General features: G+C 39.8%; 25 protein-coding genes. 23 read left to right on the forward strand and 2 right to left on the reverse strand.

Annotation, left to right across the window (positions count from 1 at the left end; all coding sequences use genetic code 11):
- Positions 1-9: 9 nt before the first annotated feature.
- The 3 genes from MKY71_RS04375 to coaD are packed head-to-tail and all read left to right on the forward strand — an operon-like array spanning position 10 to position 2,506.
- Positions 10-1,419: an RNA polymerase II gene (locus tag MKY71_RS04375; protein WP_340731711.1), complete on the forward strand. Its 1,410-nt coding sequence runs from the start codon at positions 10-12 to the stop codon at positions 1,417-1,419.
- Positions 1,420-1,451: 32 nt separating this feature from the next.
- Positions 1,452-2,024 (forward strand): 16S rRNA (guanine(966)-N(2))-methyltransferase RsmD, encoded by a 573-nt coding sequence (gene rsmD, locus MKY71_RS04380; RefSeq protein ID WP_339175434.1) that lies wholly within the window; start codon positions 1,452-1,454, stop codon positions 2,022-2,024.
- On the forward strand, positions 2,021-2,506 hold the full coding sequence (gene coaD, locus MKY71_RS04385) for a pantetheine-phosphate adenylyltransferase (protein ID WP_339198003.1): 486 nt from the start codon (positions 2,021-2,023) through the stop codon (positions 2,504-2,506). The genes rsmD and coaD overlap by 4 nt, the downstream gene beginning before the upstream one ends.
- A 124-nt stretch (positions 2,507-2,630) precedes the next feature.
- Here coaD and MKY71_RS04390 read toward each other — a convergent pair whose 3' ends face one another.
- Complete coding sequence (locus tag MKY71_RS04390) at positions 2,631-3,509, reverse strand: hypothetical protein (protein WP_339176573.1); 879 nt, start codon at positions 3,507-3,509, stop codon at positions 2,631-2,633.
- A 212-nt stretch (positions 3,510-3,721) separates the two neighbouring features.
- Here MKY71_RS04390 and MKY71_RS04395 point away from each other — a divergent pair, with 212 nt between their 5' ends.
- Positions 3,722-4,771, forward strand: coding sequence for a SepM family pheromone-processing serine protease (locus MKY71_RS04395; RefSeq protein ID WP_340731712.1), 1,050 nt, complete (start codon positions 3,722-3,724; stop codon positions 4,769-4,771).
- On the opposite strand, the gene MKY71_RS04400 is transcribed toward MKY71_RS04395, so the two are convergent.
- On the reverse strand, positions 4,768-5,976 hold the full coding sequence (locus MKY71_RS04400) for a nucleotidyltransferase (RefSeq protein ID WP_340731713.1): 1,209 nt from the start codon (positions 5,974-5,976) through the stop codon (positions 4,768-4,770). The two genes, MKY71_RS04395 and MKY71_RS04400, sit on opposite strands and share 4 nt — an antisense overlap.
- A 184-nt stretch (positions 5,977-6,160) precedes the next feature.
- Here MKY71_RS04400 and MKY71_RS04405 point away from each other — a divergent pair, with 184 nt between their 5' ends.
- The 19 genes from MKY71_RS04405 (at position 6,161) to MKY71_RS04495 (ending at position 24,755) form a co-directional block, all read left to right on the forward strand.
- Positions 6,161-6,694: a YceD family protein gene (locus MKY71_RS04405; protein ID WP_339175441.1), complete on the forward strand. Its 534-nt coding sequence runs from the start codon at positions 6,161-6,163 to the stop codon at positions 6,692-6,694.
- 23 nt (positions 6,695-6,717) lie between these two features.
- A complete protein-coding gene (gene rpmF / locus MKY71_RS04410; RefSeq protein WP_008403415.1) occupies positions 6,718-6,891 on the forward strand; it encodes a 50S ribosomal protein L32 in 174 nt (57 codons plus the stop codon).
- A gap of 155 nt (positions 6,892-7,046) precedes the next feature.
- Positions 7,047-7,811 (forward strand): enoyl-CoA hydratase/isomerase family protein, encoded by a 765-nt coding sequence (locus tag MKY71_RS04415; RefSeq protein WP_340731714.1) that lies wholly within the window; start codon positions 7,047-7,049, stop codon positions 7,809-7,811.
- A 127-nt stretch (positions 7,812-7,938) separates the two neighbouring features.
- Complete coding sequence (locus MKY71_RS04420) at positions 7,939-8,325, forward strand: transcriptional regulator (protein ID WP_339175443.1); 387 nt, start codon at positions 7,939-7,941, stop codon at positions 8,323-8,325.
- Between the two features lie 134 nt (positions 8,326-8,459).
- On the forward strand, positions 8,460-8,672 hold the full coding sequence (locus MKY71_RS04425; protein WP_340731715.1) for an acetyl-CoA carboxylase biotin carboxyl carrier protein subunit: 213 nt from the start codon (positions 8,460-8,462) through the stop codon (positions 8,670-8,672).
- A 17-nt stretch (positions 8,673-8,689) separates the two neighbouring features.
- The gene (locus MKY71_RS04430; RefSeq protein ID WP_340731716.1) at positions 8,690-10,228 is read left to right on the forward strand and encodes an acyl-CoA carboxylase subunit beta; all 1,539 of its coding nucleotides are present in this window, start codon (positions 8,690-8,692) and stop codon (positions 10,226-10,228) included.
- Between the two features lie 69 nt (positions 10,229-10,297).
- Complete coding sequence (locus MKY71_RS04435) at positions 10,298-11,191, forward strand: ketopantoate reductase family protein (protein WP_340731717.1); 894 nt, start codon at positions 10,298-10,300, stop codon at positions 11,189-11,191.
- Positions 11,188-11,583, forward strand: coding sequence for a DUF3397 domain-containing protein (locus MKY71_RS04440; RefSeq protein WP_339198012.1), 396 nt, complete (start codon positions 11,188-11,190; stop codon positions 11,581-11,583). Before MKY71_RS04435 ends, MKY71_RS04440 begins: the two co-directional genes overlap by 4 nt.
- Before the next feature lie 108 nt (positions 11,584-11,691).
- Positions 11,692-13,308: a bacillithiol biosynthesis cysteine-adding enzyme BshC gene (bshC, locus tag MKY71_RS04445; RefSeq protein ID WP_340731718.1), complete on the forward strand. Its 1,617-nt coding sequence runs from the start codon at positions 11,692-11,694 to the stop codon at positions 13,306-13,308.
- A gap of 175 nt (positions 13,309-13,483) precedes the next feature.
- The gene (gene mraZ / locus MKY71_RS04450) at positions 13,484-13,915 is read left to right on the forward strand and encodes a division/cell wall cluster transcriptional repressor MraZ (RefSeq protein ID WP_014824545.1); all 432 of its coding nucleotides are present in this window, start codon (positions 13,484-13,486) and stop codon (positions 13,913-13,915) included.
- Positions 13,916-14,042: 127 nt separating this feature from the next.
- Positions 14,043-14,993 carry a 16S rRNA (cytosine(1402)-N(4))-methyltransferase RsmH gene (gene rsmH / locus MKY71_RS04455; protein WP_339175449.1) on the forward strand — a complete coding sequence of 317 codons (951 nt, stop codon included), beginning with the start codon at positions 14,043-14,045 and terminating at the stop codon, positions 14,991-14,993.
- A gap of 3 nt (positions 14,994-14,996) precedes the next feature.
- The gene (ftsL, locus tag MKY71_RS04460; RefSeq protein ID WP_008403403.1) at positions 14,997-15,377 is read left to right on the forward strand and encodes a cell division protein FtsL; all 381 of its coding nucleotides are present in this window, start codon (positions 14,997-14,999) and stop codon (positions 15,375-15,377) included.
- A gap of 38 nt (positions 15,378-15,415) precedes the next feature.
- On the forward strand, positions 15,416-17,608 hold the full coding sequence (locus MKY71_RS04465; protein WP_340731719.1) for a penicillin-binding protein: 2,193 nt from the start codon (positions 15,416-15,418) through the stop codon (positions 17,606-17,608).
- A 59-nt stretch (positions 17,609-17,667) separates the two neighbouring features.
- On the forward strand, positions 17,668-19,584 hold the full coding sequence (locus MKY71_RS04470; RefSeq protein WP_340731720.1) for a penicillin-binding transpeptidase domain-containing protein: 1,917 nt from the start codon (positions 17,668-17,670) through the stop codon (positions 19,582-19,584).
- A gap of 141 nt (positions 19,585-19,725) precedes the next feature.
- Entirely contained in the window at positions 19,726-20,700 is a 975-nt protein-coding gene (gene mraY / locus MKY71_RS04475; protein WP_339175453.1) for a phospho-N-acetylmuramoyl-pentapeptide-transferase, read from the forward strand.
- On the forward strand, positions 20,697-22,049 hold the full coding sequence (gene murD / locus MKY71_RS04480; protein WP_340731721.1) for a UDP-N-acetylmuramoyl-L-alanine--D-glutamate ligase: 1,353 nt from the start codon (positions 20,697-20,699) through the stop codon (positions 22,047-22,049). The genes mraY and murD overlap by 4 nt, the downstream gene beginning before the upstream one ends.
- A gap of 42 nt (positions 22,050-22,091) precedes the next feature.
- Positions 22,092-23,150 (forward strand): FtsW/RodA/SpoVE family cell cycle protein, encoded by a 1,059-nt coding sequence (locus MKY71_RS04485; protein ID WP_339175455.1) that lies wholly within the window; start codon positions 22,092-22,094, stop codon positions 23,148-23,150.
- Between the two features lie 5 nt (positions 23,151-23,155).
- Complete coding sequence (locus MKY71_RS04490) at positions 23,156-24,034, forward strand: cell division protein FtsQ/DivIB (RefSeq protein WP_340731722.1); 879 nt, start codon at positions 23,156-23,158, stop codon at positions 24,032-24,034.
- Positions 24,015-24,755, forward strand: a complete 741-nt coding sequence (locus MKY71_RS04495) for a DUF881 domain-containing protein (protein WP_339199632.1) — start codon at positions 24,015-24,017, stop codon at positions 24,753-24,755. Before MKY71_RS04490 ends, MKY71_RS04495 begins: the two co-directional genes overlap by 20 nt.
- Position 24,756 lies beyond the last annotated feature (1 nt).

Raw genomic sequence — 24,756 nt, forward strand, 5'->3', positions numbered from 1 at the left:
GTCAGGCACTTGAAAATTGCCGTTAGTATTTTTTCATTTTTAACGATACTAATCGGAACTATACTTTTTATGCAGTTCCAAGTTTATTCGGATAATTTGGATTCGACAGAGAAAGGCTATCGTTATTCTCAGGAAATTGAAATAGTGTACCGTGGCGAAAGCCTGGATATTCGTCAGCACTTTAAAAATTTGCCGAATGAAGAACTTATGATTGAATGGCCGAAAACTTCCATTAATCCGGATTGTTTTATAGAAAATGAACATAGCTGTGCACGTTTAAGTGAAGACTCCACAAAGTTTAATGCAGGAGAAACACGGGCACAATCGATTTCCTATGTTATTCCATTAACAAACGGCTTACAGTCCCGTAAGCTGATGAAAAATGTTTTTGCTACATTAAAAAACGGTGACGTCCAATTCACTACTGTCCATATTTCCACTGGAAAAGAAGTGAAAGGACAATGGGTAACAGGTTTGCCGCTAATCGGTGAACAAAACTTGTCACTAGTCAACTATTCGATGTTTAGCGGGGAAGGTCCTGTAAAAGATCTGTTTTGGCAAGATGGGGACTTTGCGCTGCAAAATGAAGTGGGTGCTGTTTCCATTTATTCAAGAACCCCATTAAAAGCTGCATTTTATGAAAAGCTGGAAAAAGTCAATTTTATAAACGACGAGCATCTTACAGTCATTAATGGCACGAATGTTGATGGTATAGACGGATTCCGTATGCTTTTTGTGCCAGATGCAACCGTTGCGAAGGTGCAGCGAAATATACTGATTACCCAACTTGAAGCAACGTATGAGTTTGGTGACAGTCCGTATTGGCTGAAAGAATTAATGGCCTCCTTTTTAACGGGTACAGTATTTGGTACTGAAAAAACAAAAGAAGTCGCTGCAACAATTACCGGCCAATTAACGGACGGGCAATTGACAGATTGGCGGGAACGTTTACGCGCATTGGAAGGTAAAAAAGTCAGTGGAGAACTACTCGACAAGGAGCTGTCTGAAATATTGGGAGCTTCTACGAAATATATTTCGATGAACGCCCAATCAGAAAAGTCCTATCCGTTTTTATATAATGACCCACGGCATCTATATGTCAATTCGGAAAAGCAAGCTGCCGTACAAGTCGTACTAAAAGATGGCGAAGTATTGTACGGAGCGGATTTACTGCTTGAATCAATCGGGTATGATGTAAGTATAGGTGAACACGGTTATTATGCCGTAAGTGAAACACGTGAATTCCGATTCCCGCACGAACCGGGTTTTTATGTATTTAATCAGCGACGCTATAATACGGCATCGTTACCTGTAAAACAGGTTGCGGGTCAATATTTCATTGAGGAATCGTGGTTGCAGCGCCTGTTTTTAGTTGACATTAAAAAAACGGAAGACCGGATTGATATTACGGCTCCTTAAAAACGATTTAGTAAGAAAGTTTGGTGGAAAACATGCGCGTTGTTGCAGGAGACAGAAAAGGAATGCCTTTAAAGGCGATTACAGGAAATACAACACGACCGACAACAGATAAAGTAAAGGAATCCATTTTTAATATGATTGGACCATTCTTTAATGGTGGTTTGGCAGTAGACCTATTTGCCGGAAGTGGCGGACTTGGTATCGAGACACTTAGTCGGGGGGCAGACCATGCGCTGTTTATTGAGAAAGATGCACGTGCTTTCCAAGTACTCCAGGAAAATATAAAAAAATGCCGTTATGAGAATGTATCTGAACTTTTCCGGACAGATGCGACGCGTGCGGTGAAGGCTTTATTAAAAAGAGATATTGTCATTGACTACTTATTTTTGGATCCGCCATATCACAAAAAGGAATATTATGATTTAGTCGAAACACTTGTTGAGGGCGGGAAATTGGCGCATGATGCAATCATTATGTGCGAGCATTCAACAGAAGTCACGCTGCCGGAAAACTACGGCAGCTTTAACCTTGTAAGACAAGAAGAATACGGCAGTACGATCATTTCTATTTATCGTCATGAAGAGGAAGAGGGAGAAATCGTTTGACAGAAAAAATCGCAGTAGTACCTGGAAGTTTTGATCCGATTACGAATGGTCATATAGATATCATTCGTCGGGCAGCCGATGTTTTTGACACAGTATATGTCGCAGTATTAAATAACTCAGCAAAAAAACCATTGTTCTCAATAGAAGAACGTACAGCCTTAATTAAAGAAGTGACAAAAGATTTGCCGAATATTCGAATCGAAACCTCTTCGGGATTACTGATCGATTATGCCCGTGAAAAGAAAGCGAAAGCCATTGTCCGTGGTTTACGTGCAGTTTCCGACTTTGAATATGAAATGCAGATTACTTCGATGAACCGAGTGCTTGATGAAAATATTGAAACATTTTTCATCATGTCAAAAAATCAGTATTCATTTTTAAGTTCAAGCATTGTAAAAGAAGTAGCCAAATATGGCGGGAATGTAAGTGAACTTGTTCCAGCACATGTTGAACACGCATTAAACGAAAAATTCTCCAAATAAAAAAGAACTTCTGTGAAGGATGATCCCTTACACAGAAGTTCTTTTGTTTTCGCAATGGAGCTGGCTGTACCCGCAAAAAAGCGTCCGCCGCAACGGAAATCAATGGACTCCATTAAAAAACTTCTTATAGAAACAGCAGGAAAAATAAGATCGGAATGACAATGCTGTAAATCAGACGTGTGAAAATATATGGTCGAATCGCAATGTTTGCCGATCGGGCAATTACGATTACCTGAAGATGAATACTTAGACTTTGAGTTGTCAAAAATACGACAGTGAAAAATATGAGCATGTCGCCATATAGTTGCTGGTGCAGTAAATGTAACCCGTTCGTAACTTCGAGAAAGCTGGCAATTCCAATTTCTAAATAGGTAGGAATTGATTTGAAAACCATTTCGACACTATGTAGAAACACTTGATAAATCGTCGTAAAGAAGATGATCGTTGTTGCCACAATTAATATCGTCGGGGCACTTTCCTTGATACTTGACGTAAACGGTGTCGGGTCTTTTGGTGCTCTATGCACTTCCTTCGAAAGCGGAGGAGATAATTTATATACGGCAATGAGTAAAATGAGTGAGAAGCTATGTAATAAAATTAAATATTGCCAGCTGAATGATGTGGAATTTAATAAATCACTTCCGACAAAGCCGAATAAAAATAGCGGGCTTGGACAATGGCAAATACCTAGTAAATAGGCAGCTTGCTGCTTTGTGATCGAATTACGTTTCACGAGTTGCGTAATTGTAGCAGCACCTGTAGGGTACCCCCCGATTGCACTAATTCCGTAGGTTTGCAAAAAAACGAAAAACGGTGAGTTATTATAGGAATGGGTCAATTTTAAAAGCCAAGTTGTTAACACTAAATACGGCAGTAAGTATGGAAATAAAGCTTCCATAAAAAGTGAAACACCAATGTCTGCGCCAACATGTGTCATTTCCGGGAAGAACAATAATAAACTAATTAATGTAATACATAAAAGGATTGTCCAAATATTTTTCATCCTTTTCAATATTTTGTCATTCGCTCGTTCAAATGCTACACTAATTGTATGCAATTGAAGATTAAATTAGTATTTCAAGTAGTCAGAACGTAATTTTCAAGGAACGATTTTTGTTGAGGAATCGTCTTACTATTTGTTAACAGCTTACAAATATTGGTCCGGATACAATTACGATGATGTGAAAGTGATTAATTATAGAGGAGTTCAAATAAATGGGGAATAAAGGGAAAATAGCATTTGGCCTGTTTTTAATTATATTAATGGGTTTGTCATTTTATCGGTTGGATTACTATATTACAAAACCGGGTGGTACATATAATGTAAGCGAATTTTTGGCTATTCAAAATGGGGACCAGGACGATGAAGGTTCATTTTATATGACGACCGTTGCAATGGGGCAGGCAACTCCGCTAACGTATGCACTGGCAGCCGTCGCGGATTATTATGATATTGTAAAATTATCAGATGTGCGACAAGAGGAAGAAGATGACGAAGAGTATAATGTTCGTCAGTTGAAATATATGACGGACTCCCAGTTTAATGCAACGTATGTAGCGTTCAATCGAGCGGGGCTTGATTATCAGGTGACATACAAAGGGCTTTATGTGTTGAATGTCCTTGCAGATGGTGCTGCAGACGGTCATTTAAAACCGGGAGACGAAATTGTTGAAGTGGATAATGAGCGTATTGACAGTTTGGATACGTTTTTGACGCTGATTACACCGAAAGTAAAAGGGGATAAGATTAACCTAGTTGTAAAACGTGATGGAAAACTGATTGATGAAACATTGGAGATTAAAGAAATTCCAGGTTCTGAAGGGCGTATCGGGATCGGTATTACCTATTCAGAAAGTAAGTCAATCAAAACAGACCCGAAAGTGACCGTTAAAACAGAGGATATCGGCGGACCGTCTGCCGGTTTAATGTTTACTTTAGAGTTGTTAAATCAGCTGATCGATGAAGATTTAACAAGAGGCTATGAAATTGCAGGTACCGGTGAAATGCTGGAGGATGGAACAGTAGGCCGAATCGGCGGTATTGAGAAAAAAGTTGTTTCTGCGGATAAAGAAGGCGTCGATATTTTCTTTGCGCCTGATGATGAAATAACAAAAGAAATGCTTGAGTATAACCCAAGCATTACTTCAAATTATGAGGTGGCAGCCGAAACAGCTAAGGACATTGAGTCCGATATGAAAGTCGTTCCTGTAAAAACGATCGATGATGCCCTGAATTATTTAAAACAACTGAAACCGAAAAATTAATAGCGAATAGGCGGAGTTTTATAATCTTCGTCTATTTTTTTATTTGAAAACTGCTGAATGCCTAATTGATACATCTGGGTCGCGTGCAGATCGATCGCCAGGATTGGATCATTGACAGCTGCAACCCGGCTGATGAGCGGCAGTGAAAGGGACTTTTTAATTTTTGAAATATATTGCTGTCCCGCTGCTGTCATGCCCAATATCCGAATATAAGTAGGGCTTGAATAGGCATGTAACTGTTCTTTTGTGATTCCTGTATAAATATGTGTCAGCATTCGCTGCAGTCTTGTCCATGTATAACGCTTCGATTTCAACGCATTCATAAACTCCTCAAAATCCGAACTTGTTCTTGCATATTTAATAAGTGAGTTTTCAAGCCCTTCTGATACGTCTGCATACTGTTTTAACTGCTGAGGGGTATGTCTTAAAATAGCATATTGTAAAAGTGGCCAGAAACCATGCCAGCTGGCAAAGAGACCATGATTTTCCTGCCAGTGAACAAGTTGATCGATACTTGACTCAGGTAAATATTGTGTAACCTGTTTTAGAGACTTACCGCTGAACAATGCCTGTCGAATCCCGGTTGCACTGGCAATTTCACTGTCTGTATCAATCGCATCATGATAACCTGCAGCAATTCGCTGAATAGTAGCGGGCCGCATAATAGTCTGATTCTTCTCGATTGCTTCGACGTAATGGAAGCCTAATATATTATTTGGTTGCCCTAAATCAATGTATGCATCCGGGGAAAGTTGTTTAAGCTGTTCATATGCCGTAAAAAGAGCTTGCGGGTAGCTTTTGCCTTGCTGGATTGTTTCTTTAATGATGGAATTATAAAGTGTACGATTGCTTTCGATTAAGTGATAGGTGTTCAGAAAGGGCGTGATGCTTCCTTGTTCGCTCCCAAATGCTAATGTTGTACATTGCATTGCTTCCAGTAGCTGTACGGCACCTGAAGCAAAATCAGTTGCCTGAGCGGTACTGAAAATATAGGGAAGCTCGATTACGACGTCGACCCCGCTTGCGAGTGCCATTTTTGTCCGATGCCATTTGTCGACGAGTGCTGGCTCTCCTCGCTGTAAAAACTGACCGCTCATAACAGCAACCGCAATATCACTGTTCGTTGTACGTTTTGCTTCGTTTACGTGATGCAGATGGCCATTGTGAAACGGATTATATTCAACAACTATACCGACGGCTTGCATAAACTTCCCCCTTACGCTAAAATAGTTTTTTGTTCGCATCAATACATTCGAAATGAATGTATCTATGCAATATGTTAGAATTAATTTGATTATAAGCACGTTTTGTAATAGTGACAAGAAATTATCTTGACATCTTTTTTTATGGGCTATATAATAAACAGTGTTGTCTCGAGGTGATTAACGAATGAAATGGTCAATTCATCAATTATCAAAGTTTCGAAAAGACGGAATGCCGATTGATACAGTTGTTCAGTTGGATGAAGTAAAAACTCGTAACCCCGATATTCGAAACGTTTCACCCGTTCATGTAAAAGGGCTTTGTACTTTTGGTGCATCGCAAATGACTTGTCAATTAACGATTAGCACTACGTTGACGCTTCCATGTGCACGCACGTGGGAAGATGTTGAATATCCTGTGAACATTGAAACGGTAGAGGTTTTCAGCTGGACCGATGAGAGAAATCGCGGGGATGTTGAGGACGATATCCATTATGTTGATGGTGACGTTGTTGATATGAAACCAGTCCTGGAGGAATTAATTCTTCTGGAAGTACCGATGCAAGTATTCAAAGAGAATACCGAAGGACAAGTGCATGGCGGTAAAGGCTGGGACTATTCAACGGATGAAGATGTAGAAAAAGCTAAGGAAGTTGACGAACCAAAATTGGATCCAAGACTGGCTGCTTTAGCTAAGTATTTTGATCAAACAGATGAATAAATATCTGTAAGGAGGTGCCATCAATGGCTGTACCATTTAGAAGAACTTCTAAAACTGCAAAAAGAAAGCGTCGTACGCATTTCAAACTATCTGTACCTGGTATGGTAGCTTGCCCAAACTGTGGAGAAGCTAAACTATCTCACCGCGTTTGCAAAGCTTGCGGACAATACAAAGGTAAAGAAGTAGTAGCGAAATAATTCAGTATTTACGCTATATAAAGACTAGTTAAGAGACCATGGCTCTTAACTAGTCTTTTTTCTGTTTTTCGATAGAAGCATTGTCAAAACAATAGCGCTCTACTATTATTAGAATAGTTTGATATATCGAAATAATTACTAAAGGGGATGGGAAAGTGGATTATTTAATTCAGAATGAAGATGGGATTTTAACATTTACGATTAACCGAGAAGAAAAAAGAAATGCGATAAACTATGCGGTGATGGATGGTTTAAAAGAAGTTATTGCTTACATAAAAGAACATAATGATGTGCGCTTTTTAGTTATTACAGGTGCTGGAGAGAAGTCGTTTTGCTCGGGTGGGGATTTGTCAGAGTTTCATAGTTTGGAAACAGAAGAAGAAGCGTTTGGCATGCTGAGTAAAATGGGCAATATTTTATATGACTTAGCGACATTGCCTGTACCGACAATTGCTTTAATTAATGGGACGGCTGTTGGCGGCGGTTGTGAAATTGCGACAGCTTGTGATTTCCGCCTGATTTCCTCACATGCCAAAGCCGGTTTTATTCAAGGGACATTGGCGATTACGTCCGGATGGGGTGGAGGAACTTATTTATTTGAGCGTGGCCTTCGCCATGATCGTGCATTAAAAATGCTCGTAGATGCAAAACCATATGACGCGCAAACGTTATATGAGATTGGCTGGGCAATGCGCGTCTATATCGAAGGAACAAAAGAGCAGGCGCTTGCCGATTTCATTGAGCATATGGTGAAGGTTCATCCTTCCGTGCACCAGGCATATAAAGAAATTGAATTAAGAAAATGGCGTGAACGCAATATGTATGAGCGGGTGATGGAAGAAATCCGACTATGTGCAAAGCTGTGGGAGTCTGAAGCTCATCATAAAGCAGTGCAGAACTTCCTTGAGAAGAAAAAATAATCCGTTAACAAATTGCTTAACGATCCCTAGTTACGATGAAAACTATTTTTCTCGTAACTTTTTTTGTTTTTAAGTCTATTTTGTTCATCATGGCATATAGTAGTAAAAAATATGAGGTGGTGCAACTGTGGAGCAAAAAAGAAGGAAAGATCAATGGACAATTGCAGACGATGAAAAGTTAGCGGAAATTGTGATTCAGACAGTTCAAAATGGACGTACACAACTAGAAGCTTTTGAACAGGCAGCACAGGAATTAAACCGGACAAAGCAAGCTTGCGGCTTTCGCTGGAATAAAACATTGCGAGCGCAGTATGGACAGGTGTTGAACAGTGTCAGAAAGCGCCCGAAGCAGTTGATGCGCAGTCACTTAAAGCTGGCGTTATCTAGTTTTGAAGAATTGACAGAAGCATATAACGAACTAGAAATGAAATATTCGGAATTGCAATCAGAGTACGACAAAATTACGAAGTGGTTACAGCAAGGTGTAGCCTTAACTAAAGGGAAACCTAGTTGAAGAAAAATGAGTTATAAATAGAAATAAAATAATTTTTCGAGAAAATAATTGTAATTAATTTTAAGGCTACTTACAATAGAGGTAGAAACATAGCGCAAGTAGCGCAAATATCTTCTAACAAGGGGGCCTTTTGCATGGCAGAAGTAAAAGCACAGATGGCAGGAACAGTATTCGAAGTAAGTGTTAAAGAAGGGGACAGTGTGACAAAGGGGCAAACACTCATCATTTTGGAATCAATGAAAATGGAAATCCCGCATGAAGCAGAATTGGATGGGACAGTAGCAAAAATTACTGTTGCTGAAGGAGATTTCGTTGAAGAGAATGATATTTTAGTAGAATTAGCTTAAGTGATGGAGGAAAGATAATGACACAGCCTACTTATAACGAACACTTACAGCAAAAAATAGAAGAAATATATGCAGGCGGGCAACCAAAATATCATGAAAAGTTAAAAGAAACAAATAAACTTTTTGTCCGGGATCGCTTGAAACAACTATTTGATGATGGAATTTATGAGGAAGATGCCCGTTTCGCTAACGTTGATGCCGGTGATTTGCCTGCAGATGGTGTTGTAACAGCTGTTGGGCAAATTGACGGGCAAACGGTATGCGTTATGGCGAATGATTCTACTGTCAAAGCTGGATCATGGGGATCGCGAACAGTTGAAAAAATAATCCGTATTCAAGAAACTGCTGAAAAGATGCAAGTACCAATGCTTTACCTAGTCGATTCTGCAGGAGCGCGCATTACAGATCAGCTGGAAATGTTCCCTGGTCGACGAGGAGCAGGTCGTATTTTCCATAATCAAGTACGTATGAGCGGAATGATTCCTCAAATATGTATTTTATTCGGTCCATCTGCTGCAGGAGGAGCCTATATTCCGGCCTTTTGTGACATTGTAATAATGGTGGACGGAAATGCTTCAATGTACTTAGGATCACCGAGAATGGCTGAAAAAGTTATCGGTGAAAAAGTTTCGCTGGAAGAAATGGGTGGAGCGCGTATGCACTGTACCGTTAGCGGCTGTGGGGATGTATTGGCTGCAAACGAAGAAGAGGCAATCCGTGAGGCGAGACGTTATATCAGTTATTTCCCTGCGAACTTTGCAGAATTCCCGCCGATTGATGAAACAAAGGCACCGAAAAGCGGGAGAACACTGGAAGAGATTATTCCGGAAAATCAGAATGCGCCGTTTGATATGTATGAATGCATTGAACAGCTCATTGATGAAGACAGCTTCTTTGAAATTAAAAAGCTTTTCGCTTCTGAACTGATCACAGGGCTAGCCCGCATCGATGGGCAAGTTGTAGGGATCATCGCCAATCAGCCGAAAGTAAAAGGCGGCGTATTGTTTATCGATTCTGCCGACAAAGCAGCGAAGTTCATTACGCTATGTGATGCCTTCTCCATTCCGCTGCTATTTTTAGCGGATGTACCGGGCTTTATGATCGGTACAAAAGTAGAAAAGGCAGGCATTATTCGGCATGGGGCGAAATTTATATCAGCGATGAGTTCCGCAACAGTACCGAAAATTTCGGTTATCGTTCGTAAAGCTTATGGAGCTGGCCTATATGCAATGTGCGGACCGGCATTTGAACCGGATGCAGTCATTGCATTGCCGACAGCCCAAATCGCGGTTATGGGTCCTGAAGCGGCTGTGAATGCTGTTTATTCAAATAAAATCGAGGCGATTGAAGATCCGAAAGAGCGGATACAGTTTGTGAAACAAAAAATCGAAGAATACAAGGAAGAAATTGATTTATACAAATTGGCTTCCGAAATGGTGATTGATGATATTGTCGCACCAAATCAACTTCGACATACATTAATTCAACGCTTTAATTACTATAATTCAAAACAAATTGTCTTACCTTATCGAAAACATCCGGTATATCCAGTATAATAAATTTACCTAAAGGTCTGTCTTGAAGGCAGACCTTTTTAATTCGAAATAAATTTGAGGTATAATATAATGCGAATTGAAATCATTGGGGCAGGTGCAGTTGGTTTATTAGTAGCAAGCTATTTTGCTGAAAAGAATATGGACATATATATTGTCGGAAAACCTGCTGAAAAAACTGTATGTAGGGATATTCAGATTGCTAGGACGAATTTGAATCAATCTGTCGTGACCGTCAATGTTAAATATATTTCGGCACTTTCAAATGGAGCGGATTTAATCATCATAGCAGTAAAATATGGACAACTTCATGAAGTGTATGCAAGTATGGAGCAGATAAAAGAATCTATTCCGTTATTATTTTTGCAAAATGGTTTAGCGCATTATGAGGAAGCACTTGCATTAAGTAAAGCCCATATTGCATTTAGCTCGATCCAATTCGGGGCTCTAAAACTGTCGCAGTATCATATCGCCCATAAAGGGGAAGGCGTGATGAAGATTGCTGTTGCAAAAGGGGACCACAGCAAGTTTGATTTCCTGCTTGAACTTTCATCGTCAAAATTGCCGATCGTATTTGAACAGGATGCCGAAATGATGCTGATGGAGAAAGCGCTGCTGAATTGTTTTATCAATCCATTAACCGCGATATTGCAAGTGAAAAATGGACAGCTGATTTCACAGAGCTATACATTACAATTATTAAACAAATTATATAACGAACTCATGACGGCATTTCCGCATTTTAAAGAAACGTTCCAATTTGAACAAGTGGTTGCGCTTTGTGAAAAGACCGCAGAAAATACTTCGTCTATGCTGGCAGATCGTCTCGCAAATCGCAAAACCGAAATTGATACGATAGCGGGAGCAATTTTGAAAAAGGCGGAGCAAAACGGGAAAGAATTACCTGTGTTACAAACACTTTATCAACTAGTGAAAGCATTTGAAGAGAGCGGTGAACAACTGTGATATTATTTTTTCAATATTTAGTGGCGACAATTATTGTGTGCCCGATTATTGTTTTTATCACTATGCTGCTCATATGCCGTAAGCTTCGGATGAATAAATATAAAGCGATTGGCTTGGCAGCGGATATTACAACATTTCTTTTGTTATTTTCGATACCAATTGCGTTACAAGCAGTATGGAATATTGGTATATTAATGCCGATGCTAATTGTCGTACTTGTAATTGCGATTGTTTTTACATATGTTGATTGGCGAACGAAAAAAGAACTTGAAGTAAAGCCATTAATGAAAAAAATATGGCGCTTTTACTTTTTATTGTTCAGCATCACTTATTTTATAATTTGGATTGTTGGAATTACCCATTCAGTTATGATGTTTATGATGGTTGATTAGGTGGCTGGACTTTTCTTTTACTATAAACTAGTATCCGGAAAACAAGAGGCAAAACAATGATAAAGGTAAATTTAAAATTGAGTAAAGAGAAGTAGAGGAGAATTTTTCATGGAGCTAGAACAAATAAATTCACCAGTAACGAATAAGCTATTAGCGGACTATTGGTCGGAGAATGCAGATATCCATTCGTTTTTTGAATATAAATATAATGAGGGAGCTTTTGATCAACGATTTGCATATTTGAAAAATCGTGCATATCGTTCGAAAGAGCTGGCTCAAATTATTCGTAGTTATATGGAGCGGTATGGCATCTCGGAAAAAACGGCGCATCACTTAGATGAGCTTGAACAAGGTGCGGTAGTGGTAGTGGGTGGTCAGCAGGCTGGATTGCTGACAGGTCCTCTCTATTCTGTTCATAAAGCGATTACGGTTATTCTGCTGGCGGAACAACAAAGAGAAAAACTAAATGCACCAGTCGTACCAATGTTTTGGGTTGCGGGTGAAGATCACGATATTGAAGAGATCAATCATACGTATACAATGGCAAACGGCGAAGTGAAAAAACGTGGTTACAGTGAACGTTCTAAGCTGAAGAAAATGGCCTCGACTACAGAATTGAATAAAGAAGCACTACAACAGTTTATTTTAAATGTATTTAAAGATTTCGGAGAAACAGAACATACAGCAGACTTGCTGAAAAATGTTTTGAGCCATGCAGAAAATAGTGAAACATTTACGGATTTCTTTACGCTACTGATGAATGATTTATTTAAAAAACATGGTTTATTAATGTTGGATGCAACATATGGACCGTTCAGACAATATGAAAAAAACTATTTTGTCCAATTGATTGAAAAGAACGAATCAATTGCAACGGGTGTTGTAGCGCAGGAAAGAAAGCTTGCGGAGAATGGCTATACAATGCCAATCGAAGCGACGGAGCAAAATGCGAATTTATTTTACATTAAAGAAGGCGAGCGTTTTCTGCTGGAAAGAAGTGGCGGCCATTATAAAAATGGAACGGCACATGCGAATTTTTCAAAAGAGGAACTATTGGCTATAGCGAATGAGTCTCCTGAAAGTTTAAGCAATAATGTTGTAACCCGACCATTAATGCAGGAAATGGCACTGCCGGTACTCGCTTTTGTCGGCGGTCCTGGTGAGCTTGCTTATTGGGCTACGTTAAAGCCTGCTTTTGATACACTGCAGCTGCAAATGCCGATATTTGCGCCTAGACTCAGCATTACGCTTGTAACCCGTCAAGTAGATGCATTATTGGAACAGAAAGAACTATCTGTAACGGATGTGCTGACAGGCAAGGTCGATGAGCATTTAGCACAATTTGTAGAAAGTGTGAGAGACGAGCAAGTAACTCGCGCAATTGAGCAGATGCAAAAACAGATGGAAGAACAATACGAACAGCTGACGAGCTATCTTCAGCATGGTAACTATCATGTAGAAGATTTATTGGAGAAGAATAAAAATTACCACGAACGCCAATTCCATTATTTACGCTCAAAACTGGAACAGCAAAATATAGAAAAGCATGAAGTTGCGATTCGCCAATATAAAACGATCCAGTCACTATTATATCCGAATGATAGTTATCAAGAGCGGTTATATAACCCGTATTTATTTCTAAATACCTATGGGGAGAAGTTGATTGATGATTTATTGGAATTACCTATGAGTATTTCCATGAAACACCAACTTATTACCTTATAAAAAACAAGAGTTATCTCACATGCAGATAACTCTTTTTTGTGTCTTTTGGCACCGAACGTATGTGTGAGAATATGCTCATTTACGCAATTTCATTTTATTGGTATGAGAAGCAAGGAAATTGGTGGTGGAAAGTGGGGGGATGTGGTACATTATTTAGTAAAGTGGGGTGAGTAGCATGTTCATGGGAGAATATCAACATTCTATTGATGCAAAAGGCCGTATGATCGTCCCTGCAAAGTTTCGAGAATCACTTGGAGAACACTTTGTAATAACACGCGGGCTAGATCAATGCATTTTTGGATATCCTATGGATGAATGGCGAAAACTCGAAGATAAATTAAAGGATTTACCGATGACCAAAAAAGATGCACGTGCATTTGCGCGGTTCTTCTTTTCTGGGGCTACAGAAGTAGAAGTGGACAAGCAAGGCCGAATTAATATTCCATCTACACTGATTGGGTACGCTAATCTTGAAAAAGAATGCGTGATCTTAGGTGTATCGAGCAAAATTGAAATTTGGGCGAAAGAATCTTGGCAGCAATACTTCGAGCAATCGGCAGAATCATTTGATGAAATCGCAGAAAATCTGATTGGCTTTGATTTTTAAACTTTTTCAGTAGAAGTTGGGGAAATTTAAAGCAATGGTCACTATTACAGAGCCGACACGAACTTTTAATCCGGGTGTAATAGTACCGAAATGAAATTGAATTAATATTTAAGAGGTGCTTTAAACTATGTTCGATCATACAACCGTATTATTGAAAGAAACTGTTGATGGGTTGAACATCAATCCGGATGGTATTTATGTAGACTGTACATTAGGTGGTGCAGGCCACAGTGAATACCTTGTGAAACAATTGTCAGAAAAAGGCCGTTTAATTTGCTTTGACCAGGATACAACGGCTATTGAAAACGCAAAAGTACGATTAGCCGATTATTTGGATCGCGTTATTTTCGTACACTCAAATTTCCGCTATTTAAAAGAAGAATTATACAAACTGAACATTCATCAAATAGATGGAATTTTATACGATTTAGGTGTTTCATCACCACAACTTGATACACCTGAACGAGGATTTAGTTATCATCACGATGCACCGCTCGATATGCGGATGGATCAGACTGCAGAACTTAGCGCCTATCATGTTGTGAATGAATGGTCATACGAAAATCTAGTACGTATTTTCTTCCGTTATGGCGAAGAAAAATTTTCGAAACAAGTTGCGCGCAAAATTGAACAAGCCCGTGAAATTGCTCCTGTTGAAACGACAGGTCAATTAGTAGAGCTTATAAAAGATGGTATTCCAGCCCCAGCACGTCGCAAAGGTGGACATCCTGCCAAACGAATTTTCCAGGCTATTCGGATTGCTGTAAATGATGAATTAGGAGCAGCGGAAGATTCTTTAGTAGATGCAATCGATTTATTGAAAATTGGTGGTCGTATAAGTGTGATTACATTCCACTCATTAGAAGACCGCTTGACGAAAACACTATTTAAAGAGGCTTCATCATTGCCTGATTTACCTCCAGGTTTACCGGTAATTCCAGAGCATATGAAACCAATCCTTAAGTTAGTGTCAAGAAAACCGATTTTACCATCAGACGAGGAGTTAGCTGCGAATAATCGTTCACGTTCAGCAAAATTGCGCATCGCTGAAAAAATTAACGATAAAGGACGTGGGTAAAAAATGGCAGTAAGAGCAAGACAAACTTATATACAACAGCAGCCAGAACTACCTCAACATCAGCAGCAGGAACAAAGACTGCCGGTCCAGCCTAAAAAACGCAAAGCAAAGTATTTTTCGGCACAGGAAAAGTTTTTGTTCCTAGTATTTGCAATCGTAGTAGCATCTTTCGCTATTTCCATATTACATACTCAAGGAGAAATCCAAACGCTCAGTATGGAAATCCAAAAAATCGAACGCGACATAACTGAAGTCAATAACAATAATACAGATTTAAAAGTACAAGTAAGTGAACGCTCCACTCACCAACGTATTTGGGAAAAAGCGAAAGAACTCGGATTAACACTAAATGAGAAAAATGTGAAAGTAGTGCCGGGAGAATGAAAAAGAGAAGATTTCGTTACCAGATAGGAGCCTTTCTAATGTTTATTTTCTTTGGAGGGCTCTTTTTACTATTATATTGGCGTTTTGCATCGATTCAGGCGACAGGAATGGTAAAAGGGCATGAATTGGAAGAAGAAGCATTATCAAGGTACGAAACTGGATATGTGTTATCAGCAGACCGTGGGAAGATTCTGGACCGCAATGCTAATGTGATTGCCGAAGATACGTTAAGCTACCGTCTTGTAGCGGTAATTAAAGAGTCGGCAACAGAAAGCAAAAAAAATCCAAGGCATGTCGTCGATAAAGCAGAAACAGCTAAATTATTGGCGCAATACATTCCAATGGAAGAAGAAAAAATTTATGAACGGCTAAACCCTTCGAAAGATTTGTATCAAGTCGAGTTTGGACTGGCAGGGCGCGGCATCAGTCATGAAGTGAAAAAGAAGATTGAAGAGCTGAAATTGCCTGGCATTCTATTATATAGCGACAAAAAACGCTATTATCCGAACGGCGCTTTTGCCTCTCATCTTATAGGTTTTGCACTGCGTGAAACCGATGATGACGGGAATTCGTCGGTTGTCGGTAAAATGGGACTTGAATACATTTATGATAAGCAATTGACCGGAACTGACGGAAAGTTAACCTATCAGCGCGACGCCCGTAACTATTTATTGCCTAGCAGCGATAAAGTGGTTCAGGAAGCGCAGGACGGGAACGATATTTATTTGACAATCGATAAAACAATCCAAAACTTCCTGGAAGAAGCAATGTCACGGGTCAATGATCAATATAATCCACAGTCTATGGTTGCTATCGTGGCAAATCCGAAAACGGGTGAAATTTTGGCGATGTCACAACGACCGACATTCAATCCTGACACGCGTGCGGGGTTAGATGGTAACTGGTTAAATGATGTCGTGGAAAATACGATTGAACCGGGTTCCACATTTAAAACATTTACGGTTGCAGCCGCAATCGATTCAGGGAATTGGCATCCGAATGCAACGTACCAGTCAGGGCAGTATAAAGTTTATAACGATACAATACGGGATCACAATAGATACGGTTGGGGCCCGATTTCCTATTTACAAGGTATTCAACGCTCTTCAAATACGGCGATGACGAACTTGCTTGATATTATGGGCTGGGAAACGTATGAAAGCTATTTAAAGGAGTTTGGTTTCGGTCAAAAAACAGGCATTGATTTACCGAATGAAGCGAGCGGCATTATTAACTCGCGCTATCCTTTGGAAAAGTATACGACGACATTCGGTCAAGGTTCGACTGTTACACCGATTCAGTTAATACAAGGGGTAACGGCCGTTGCGAATGACGGGAAAATGATGCAGCCATACGTAATTGATAAAATTGTCAACCCGAACACAGGTGAAATTATAGTAGATTCAAAACCTACTATAAAAGGTGAGCCGATTTCGGCAGAGACAGCCGAGAAAACACGTGAAGTGCTAGCTTCAACTATTTACGGGGAAGCTGGGAATGCGAAACGGTTCCAAATTGACGGTTATAAAGTGGCCGGTAAAACGGGAACTGCCCAAATGCCGAAAGCAAATGGAGTTGGTTATGACTGGGGGAAAAATGAGTTCCTTTATTCATTTTTAGGAATGGCTCCAGCAGAAGATCCGCAGCTCGCTGTATTTATTGGCGTTGCAAAACCAAAACTAGGGGCAACCGAAATAGGTTCTGACCCGGTTTCACAAGTTTTCAATTCAGTTGTACTGAACAGTTTAAAGTATATGAATATCAATCCGTCGGACGTAGCGGAAGTCGAAACGACAAAAGTTGAGGATTATGTAGGGAACCAGACAGATACAGTTATGACTCAACTGGAAGCAGAGGGACTGGTACCGGTAATAATTGGTCAAGGCGGAGAGATTACAGAACAGTTCCCTGCAGCAGATGCATCATTAACAAGCGGGAGCATCGTTTTCTTAAAGACGGATGGAGAAATTACATTACCTTCGTTTAGTGATTGGTCATTACGTAATTTACTTGTTTATAAGTCACTATCCAAACTCCCGATTGAAATTGTCGGGGAAGGCTATGTTGAAAGCCAGAGTGTTTCCGAAGGGACGCCGATAACAGATGCTTCACCGATCGTCGTCAAGCTCAAAACTCCTGAGGAAAAGCATTTGACCCCTCCGGCAGAGGATATGGAGCTTGAAGAAAAAGAGGAAGACGAAGAATTTCTTGAAGAACTTCCACAAGATTAGAGAGATTTGAATACAAACTTCATCTTTAACATACGTTGTTTTAGGTGAGGTGTCATATTATGAAATGGGTAACTACAAAATCTAAAAAGCGTTTAACATGGATCGCCATCGCACTTGGACTATACGGCGTGGCGATTTTTGTTAAATTAGTATCCGTTCAAATTATTCAGTATGATGAGCTTTCGACAAAGGCAAAAGAAAACTGGGACAGGGAAATACCGTTCCATACACAGCGAGGCGAAATTACTGACCGGAACAATGAAGTAATTGTAACGAATAAACTAGCCCCGACTTTGTACTTCATGCCTTCACAAAACGAAGATAAAGAACAAGCAGCAGACGCCATTGCAAATGTACTCAATAAAGATCGTGCCAAAATATTGGAAAGACTGCAGCAGCGCGTATCCCTAGTAAAAATTGCTCCTGAAGCGAAAAATATTACGTATGAGCAAGCGGAAAAAATTCAGCAGCTCCAAATTCCGGGATTGTACAGTGGTGTCGATTATGTAAGGTCTTATCCGCATGGTAATTTGCTCGCACGCTTTTTAGGGTTTACAGGTGCAGATAACCAAGGCTTGGCAGGAATTGAATACGAGTATGATGAATTATTAAAAAGCTCGGATGCAGCCATTCGGCTATTTACAGATGCGAAAGGGAATGCACTCGAACATGTAGATGATGAATGGAAAGACGGAAAAGACGGAGCTACAATTCAACTGACAATTGATTTAAAGCTTCAGAAAATCGTTGAACGGGAATTATCACAGGCTATGCTGGAGTATGATGCAGATCAGGCATTGGCCATTGCCATGAATCCAAACAGTGGTGAAATATTGGCGCTTGCATCATTCCCGACATATGATCCGACGAAATTTTCGGAAGTAGAGCCAAGTATCTACAACCGGAACCTTCCAGTATTTATGTCTTATGAGCCGGGTTCCACATTCAAAATTATTACGCTCAGTGCCGCAATTGAAGAAGGTGTAGTCAACATGGAGGAAGAACACTTTCATGATCATGGCTATACAATGGTCGAGGGAGCACGATTGCGCTGCTGGAAACGGGAAGGACATAAAGACCAGACGTTTTACGAAGTTGTGCAAAATTCCTGTAACCCTGGATTTGTAGAGCTGGGGCAACGAGTTGGTTCAACAAAGCTGCTTGAGTATATTCACAAATTCGGATTCGGGAAAAAAACAGGCTCGAACATTGCCGGAGAATCGACAGGTATATTGTTTTCCAAAGAAGCGTTTGGTCCTGTAGAGCATGCAACGACCTCTTTCGGTCAAGGTGTTTCTGTAACACCGATCCAGCAGATGCAGGCGGTCTCAGCAGCTATTAATGGCGGTACATTATATACACCGTATACAGTTTCAAAAATATTGGACTCTAAAACAAACGAAGTCATTATGGAGCAAAATCCGGAAGCGAAAGCGCAGGTTGTCAGTGAGGAAACATCCGAAAAAGTGCGTCATGCATTGGAGCTTGTCGTTGCAAAAGGTTCCGGTCGTCAGGCATTTCGTGATGGCTTACGCATCGGGGGTAAAACAGGGACTGCGCAAAAGGTGGAAAATGGCCGCTATAAAGACGGCGACTATATTGTATCGTTCATCGGGTTTGCGCCGGCCAATGACCCGGAAATTATCGTTTATGTTGCGATTGATAATCCGAAAAGTTCTCTGCAATTCGGAAGTGTTATTGCAGCACCGATTGTAGGACGTATTATTGAAGATGCAGCACCGCTGTACAATATCGAAAAGCAAAAAGATCAGATAGAACGGGATTACGTGTGGGGCGATGAATTGACTGAGCGTACACCAAACTTTATTGGAATGACTAAAGAAGAAGTAATACCACATTTATATCCTTATAAGATTGAATGGCACGGAGAAGGCGAAAAGGTAATTCAGCAAGTACCGTCAGCTGACAGCCTTATTCTCCAAAGTGGTAGTGTTCATTTATATTTAGGAGATTAATTTGAATTTCCATCTTTCAAAATGCAACTAAAACAACTATTATAGTGAAGGACGTTTTTTCACAATAATAACTAGGCGTTGTAACCGTTGAAAATCAAACGTTCCACCATATTCAGACAGAAGTTTTAAAGGAGATATATTATGACATTATCAACAACATTGACCATACTCTTTTCATCATTTTTAGTAACGGTCATTTTAGCACCAGTAGGAATCCCTCTTTTACGCCGATTGAAATTCGGGCAAAGCATACGTGAAGAAGGCCCTCAATCTCATATGAAAAAAGCGGGCACACCTACAATGGGTGGTTTAATTTTCTTGTTAGCCATTATTATTTCGACAATTATCGTCGCAATGATTTTCGACTTGTTTACAACACAAACGATTGTATTATTACTTGTTTTAGTTGGATTTGGCGTAATTGGCTTTTTAGATGATGGGTTAAAAGTTATTTTTAAACGTAACTTAGGATTAACTTCCCTGCAAAAATTGATTGGGCAAATCGCAATTGCAATTGCCGCGTTTTTACTATTACGTTTAGGTTCATTTGATACATCTGTAGGGATTCCGTATACGGATTTATCGATTGATTTAGGAATTCTGTATGTTGGGTTTTTAATTTTCTGGCTCGTAGGTTTTTCAAATGCGGTCAATTTAACAGATGGTTTGGATGGACTCGTATCAGGAACGGCTTCAATCGCATTTGCTGCATTCGGGGTCATTGCATTATTCAATGAGCAGGCCGATATTGCACTATTTGCATTTGCTGTAACTGGTGCATTACTTGGTTTCCTTATCTTTAATGCAAACCCGGCTAAAGTGTTTATGGGAGATACAGGTTCCCTGGCACTTGGCGGTGCATTGGCGATGATTTCAGTACTCGTAAAACAAGAATTGCTGTTACTATTGATCGGTCTCGTATTTGTTATTGAAACATTATCCGTTATTTTACAAGTAGGAAGCTATAAACTGCGTAAAAAGCGTATATTTAAAATGAGTCCGATTCACCACCATTTTGAATTATCTGGGTGGTCAGAATGGAAAGTCGTACTAGTATTTTGGTCAACAGGTTGTATCGTAGCACTTATAGCAGTATTAGCGGAGGCGTTATTATGATGGAATATGAAGGATTACAATCTAAAAAAGTACTCGTTTTAGGATTGGCTAAAAGTGGTGTTGCGGCTGCAGAGCTTTTGCATCAGTTAGGTGCATTTGTAACAGTCAATGATGCAAAGCCATTTGATGCAAATCCTGAAGCGCAGGAGCTTTTATCTAAAGGAATTACCGTAATTTGTGGCCGACATCCGGAAGATTTGCTTGATGAAGGTTTTGAGATGGTCGTAAAAAACCCTGGGATTCCATACACAAATCCGATTGTTGCTGATGCGATTGCCAAAGGTCTTCCTGTCATTACAGAAATGGAACTTGCTTATTTAGTAAGTGAAGCGCCATTTATCGGTATTACTGGTTCGAATGGTAAAACAACTACGACAACTTTACTTTACGAAATGCTAAAAGCAGGCCGTTTAAAACCGTTAATCGCCGGGAATATTGGAACCGTTGCTTGTGGTGTTGCAGCAGAAGCAAAAGCTGATGAGATTATCGTTACCGAGTTATCATCGTTTCAGTTAATGGGGACACGTGAATTCAGACCACATATTGCAATTTTGACAAATCTGTATGAAGCCCATTTAGATTACCATGGGACGTTTGAAGAATATGCAGAGGCTAAATTTGGGGTCACACGCAACCAGACAGCCGAAGATTATTTTATTTATAATGCCGATCAGGAAGTTGTGGCGAAATATGCTCAAAAATCAAACGCCCAACTCATTCCATTTACGACAAAAGGCCATGCAAAACAAGGGATCAGTGCCGATAAAGAAAACATTTATTGGCAAGGCGATGCGGTCTTAAAACGTGATACTATTGTATTGCCGGGTGAGCATAATTTAGAAAACATTTTATGTGCTGTAGCAGCAGCGCTACTGCAGCAATGTCCTATTGAAGCAATTGAAGAAGTTTTATCAACATTTGCAGGGGTACGTCACCGTACGCAGTTTGTCAGAGAATGGCAAGGACGCAAAATTTACAATGATTCAAAAGCAACAAATGTACTGGCAACGAAAAGTGCCTTGGCTGCATTTGAGCAACCGATTGTATTATTGGCCGGCGGATTAGATCGCGGGCATTCATTTGAAGAGCTTCGTAAAGAAATGACACGTGTAAAAGCAGTAGTCGCGTTTGGCGAGACTGCACTTCGCTTTATCGAATTTGCAAAATCATGTGGCATTACGAATATTGTGCGTGCAATAGATGTAGAAGATGCAGTCGGTTACGGAGCAAAAATGTCTGAACAAGGTGACATCATTTTACTGTCGCCTGCATGTGCAAGCTGGGATCAACATGCGAGCTTTGAAATTCGAGGCGACTTATTTATTGATCGTGTTATGAAACTTTCATAAGAAAGGATAGTTACACTGTCGCAAAAAAATCAACAGTATTTTATGATCAGTGCGATTGCATTGTCGCTTATTGGCATTCTCTTTATTTTTTCTGCAGGTACATATTGGGGGAATGTTCACTATAATGGACAAACCCCGTTTTACCTGAAACAGGCAATTTATTTCATCGTTGCACTTATCATTTGTGCAGCGATTATGAACTGGGAGTTTTTGCAGCAACCGAAAGTGTGGAAGACATTTTATATCATCTCACTTGGCTTACTAGTTGCTGTTCTTATCCCGGGTATCGGGATCGTCCGAAATGGTTCGCAAAGCTGGATTGGGATCGGTCCTTTAACGATACAGCCGGCTGAGATTGCGAAAGTAACGACAATTATTTATATTAGTGCATTATTGACACAGCGGAAATCGTATGAGCGAATTGTACAACTGAAGCATTTTCTCATACTGATTCTTCCCGCAGCCTTAATTATGCTTCAGCCTGATTTCGGTGCTGTCTTTATCTTAGTAGTGGTTGTTTTAATTATATTTTTTATTGCCCAATATCCGTTGCGTTTATATGTTGTTCTTATCACATTAGGTATAGGTGGCCTTGCAGGGTTAATTATCGCGGCCCCGTATCGACTTAAACGGATTGAAGCATTTATCAACCCTTGGGCAGACCCGTTAGGAAGCGGCTTCCAGGCGGTTCAGTCATTATTTGCGATAGGTCCTGCTGGCTTGTTTGGACATGGATTATTAAAAAGTAGACAAAAGTATTTATACTTACCGGAACCGCAGAACGATTTTATATTTGCAATCATTTTAGAGGAAATCGGACTTGTCGGTGGAATGGGACTGCTGCTTATTTTTGCGTGCTTTTTAATTTTAGGCTATCGCTTGGCATTACAATGTAAACATGTATTTCATTTTTATGCTATTTGCGGACTGACAACGATGATTGCTGTACAGGCAGCGCTGAACATAGGGGTAGTTATTAATTTACTTCCTGTAACAGGTGTAACATTGCCATTTATAAGCTATGGCGGAACATCGCTCGTTGTTGTATGGGTAACAGTAGCGCTTATTTTAAATTTCTCTTATGAAAGAAGGAAGGAGTAGAGATAATGGAAAAAGTAATCGATATTACAGAGCGGGTACCCGCTATGAAAAAACGCAGAAGACGTCGCACAAATCTAAAATTTTTAGCACTCGTAACGATTTTTCTTTTTATCATTATCATCCTTCTTTATTTTCAATTACCTTATAGTGATATAAAAAAAATTGATATTAAAGGGGCAGCCCTTAAGGAAGATACGTACTATATCGAACAGTCAAATTTGAAAATTGATGATTCGTTATGGGGCTTTAAAATTTCAGAAGTGGAGCAGGCAATTGCTCAGCATGAATGGGTAAAATCCGTTAATGTCGAAAGAAAATTCCTGAATGAAGTTCAAATTACAATTGAAGAATGGCAAAAAGTAGCTTACATCACACAAGACGGGGAATTTTACCCTATGCTTGATAATGGCATTGTTTTTGAAGAATCCAATGAAATTGTTCCGATCGATGCCCCGATTTTCCGGGACTTTGAAAATGAGAATCTTCGAAAAAAGCTGTTGAAGGAACTTGCAAATTTAAAGCCGGAAGTACTGTCGCTCATTTCACAAATTAATGCAAATCCTACAGAAGCGGACCCGTATTCAATTACGCTTTTTATGAATGATGGCTATGAAGTACGCGCTGATGCGAATACTTTAGCAGAAAAGTTAAATTACTATCCATCGATCATCGCGCAAATTGAAAGCGAGGACGTTTCTGAAAAAGGGATTGTAGATATTGAAGTCGGGTCATATTACCGACCTTTTTCAGGTGAATATTCATTGATAAAAGAAGACACTGAAAAAACTGAAGAATCAACAGATGAAACAGCCGATGAAACAGAAAATGCGGAAACTGATGAAGGGGGGCAACTGGAAGAACAAAATGAAGAAGAGCCGGAATAATAGCAGCAGCCAGCCGAAGAAAAAACCTACCATATTTTCAGGAAAGTATGGCGCCATACTAATTGTATGCGTAATTACAGGATTTATTATCGGTTTTTCCTATAATTTATCAAAGGACAAGCGTACATTAAGTTCTGCCTCTCCCCAGTTTGAGCAGGAAAATCAGTACTTGGAAGATTTGATTGAAAAGCAGGAAAGAAACAAAGAGCTTGCAGATGAGTTGGCCCAATTAGAGGAAAAAATTCGTACTTATGAAAAGCAGTTTTCTTCAAACGAATCGCAATATGAACAGAATCGCCAGGATGCTGAGCAATTGCGGCTGTTATTAGGCCTAACTGATGGGATGGGACAAGGGATTAGAATTACATTGCAAGATGGTGATTATAATCCGAATACTACCAACCCGAACGAGTATATTGTGCACGAAAGTCACATATTTAAAGTATTAAATGAATTAAAAATTGCAGGTGCCGAAGCGATATCCATAAACGGGCAACGTTTAAAACCCAATTCCTACATTGCCTGCAATGGTCCTGTCATTACAATTGATGGACAACAATACCCTGCACCATTTGTAATCGAGGCGGTAGGTAATCAGGATGTACTTATTTCTTCGTTGGAACTGGCAGGAGGAGTATTTGACCAATTATTAAATGAACAAATTGTCGTTACTTTGGAAACAGACGACCTAATCGAGATGAAAACAGTCAGCGATGAGTAAA

The organism is Solibacillus sp. FSL W7-1324 (assembly GCF_038008025.1).
GTDB lineage: Bacteria > Bacillota > Bacilli > Bacillales_A > Planococcaceae > Solibacillus.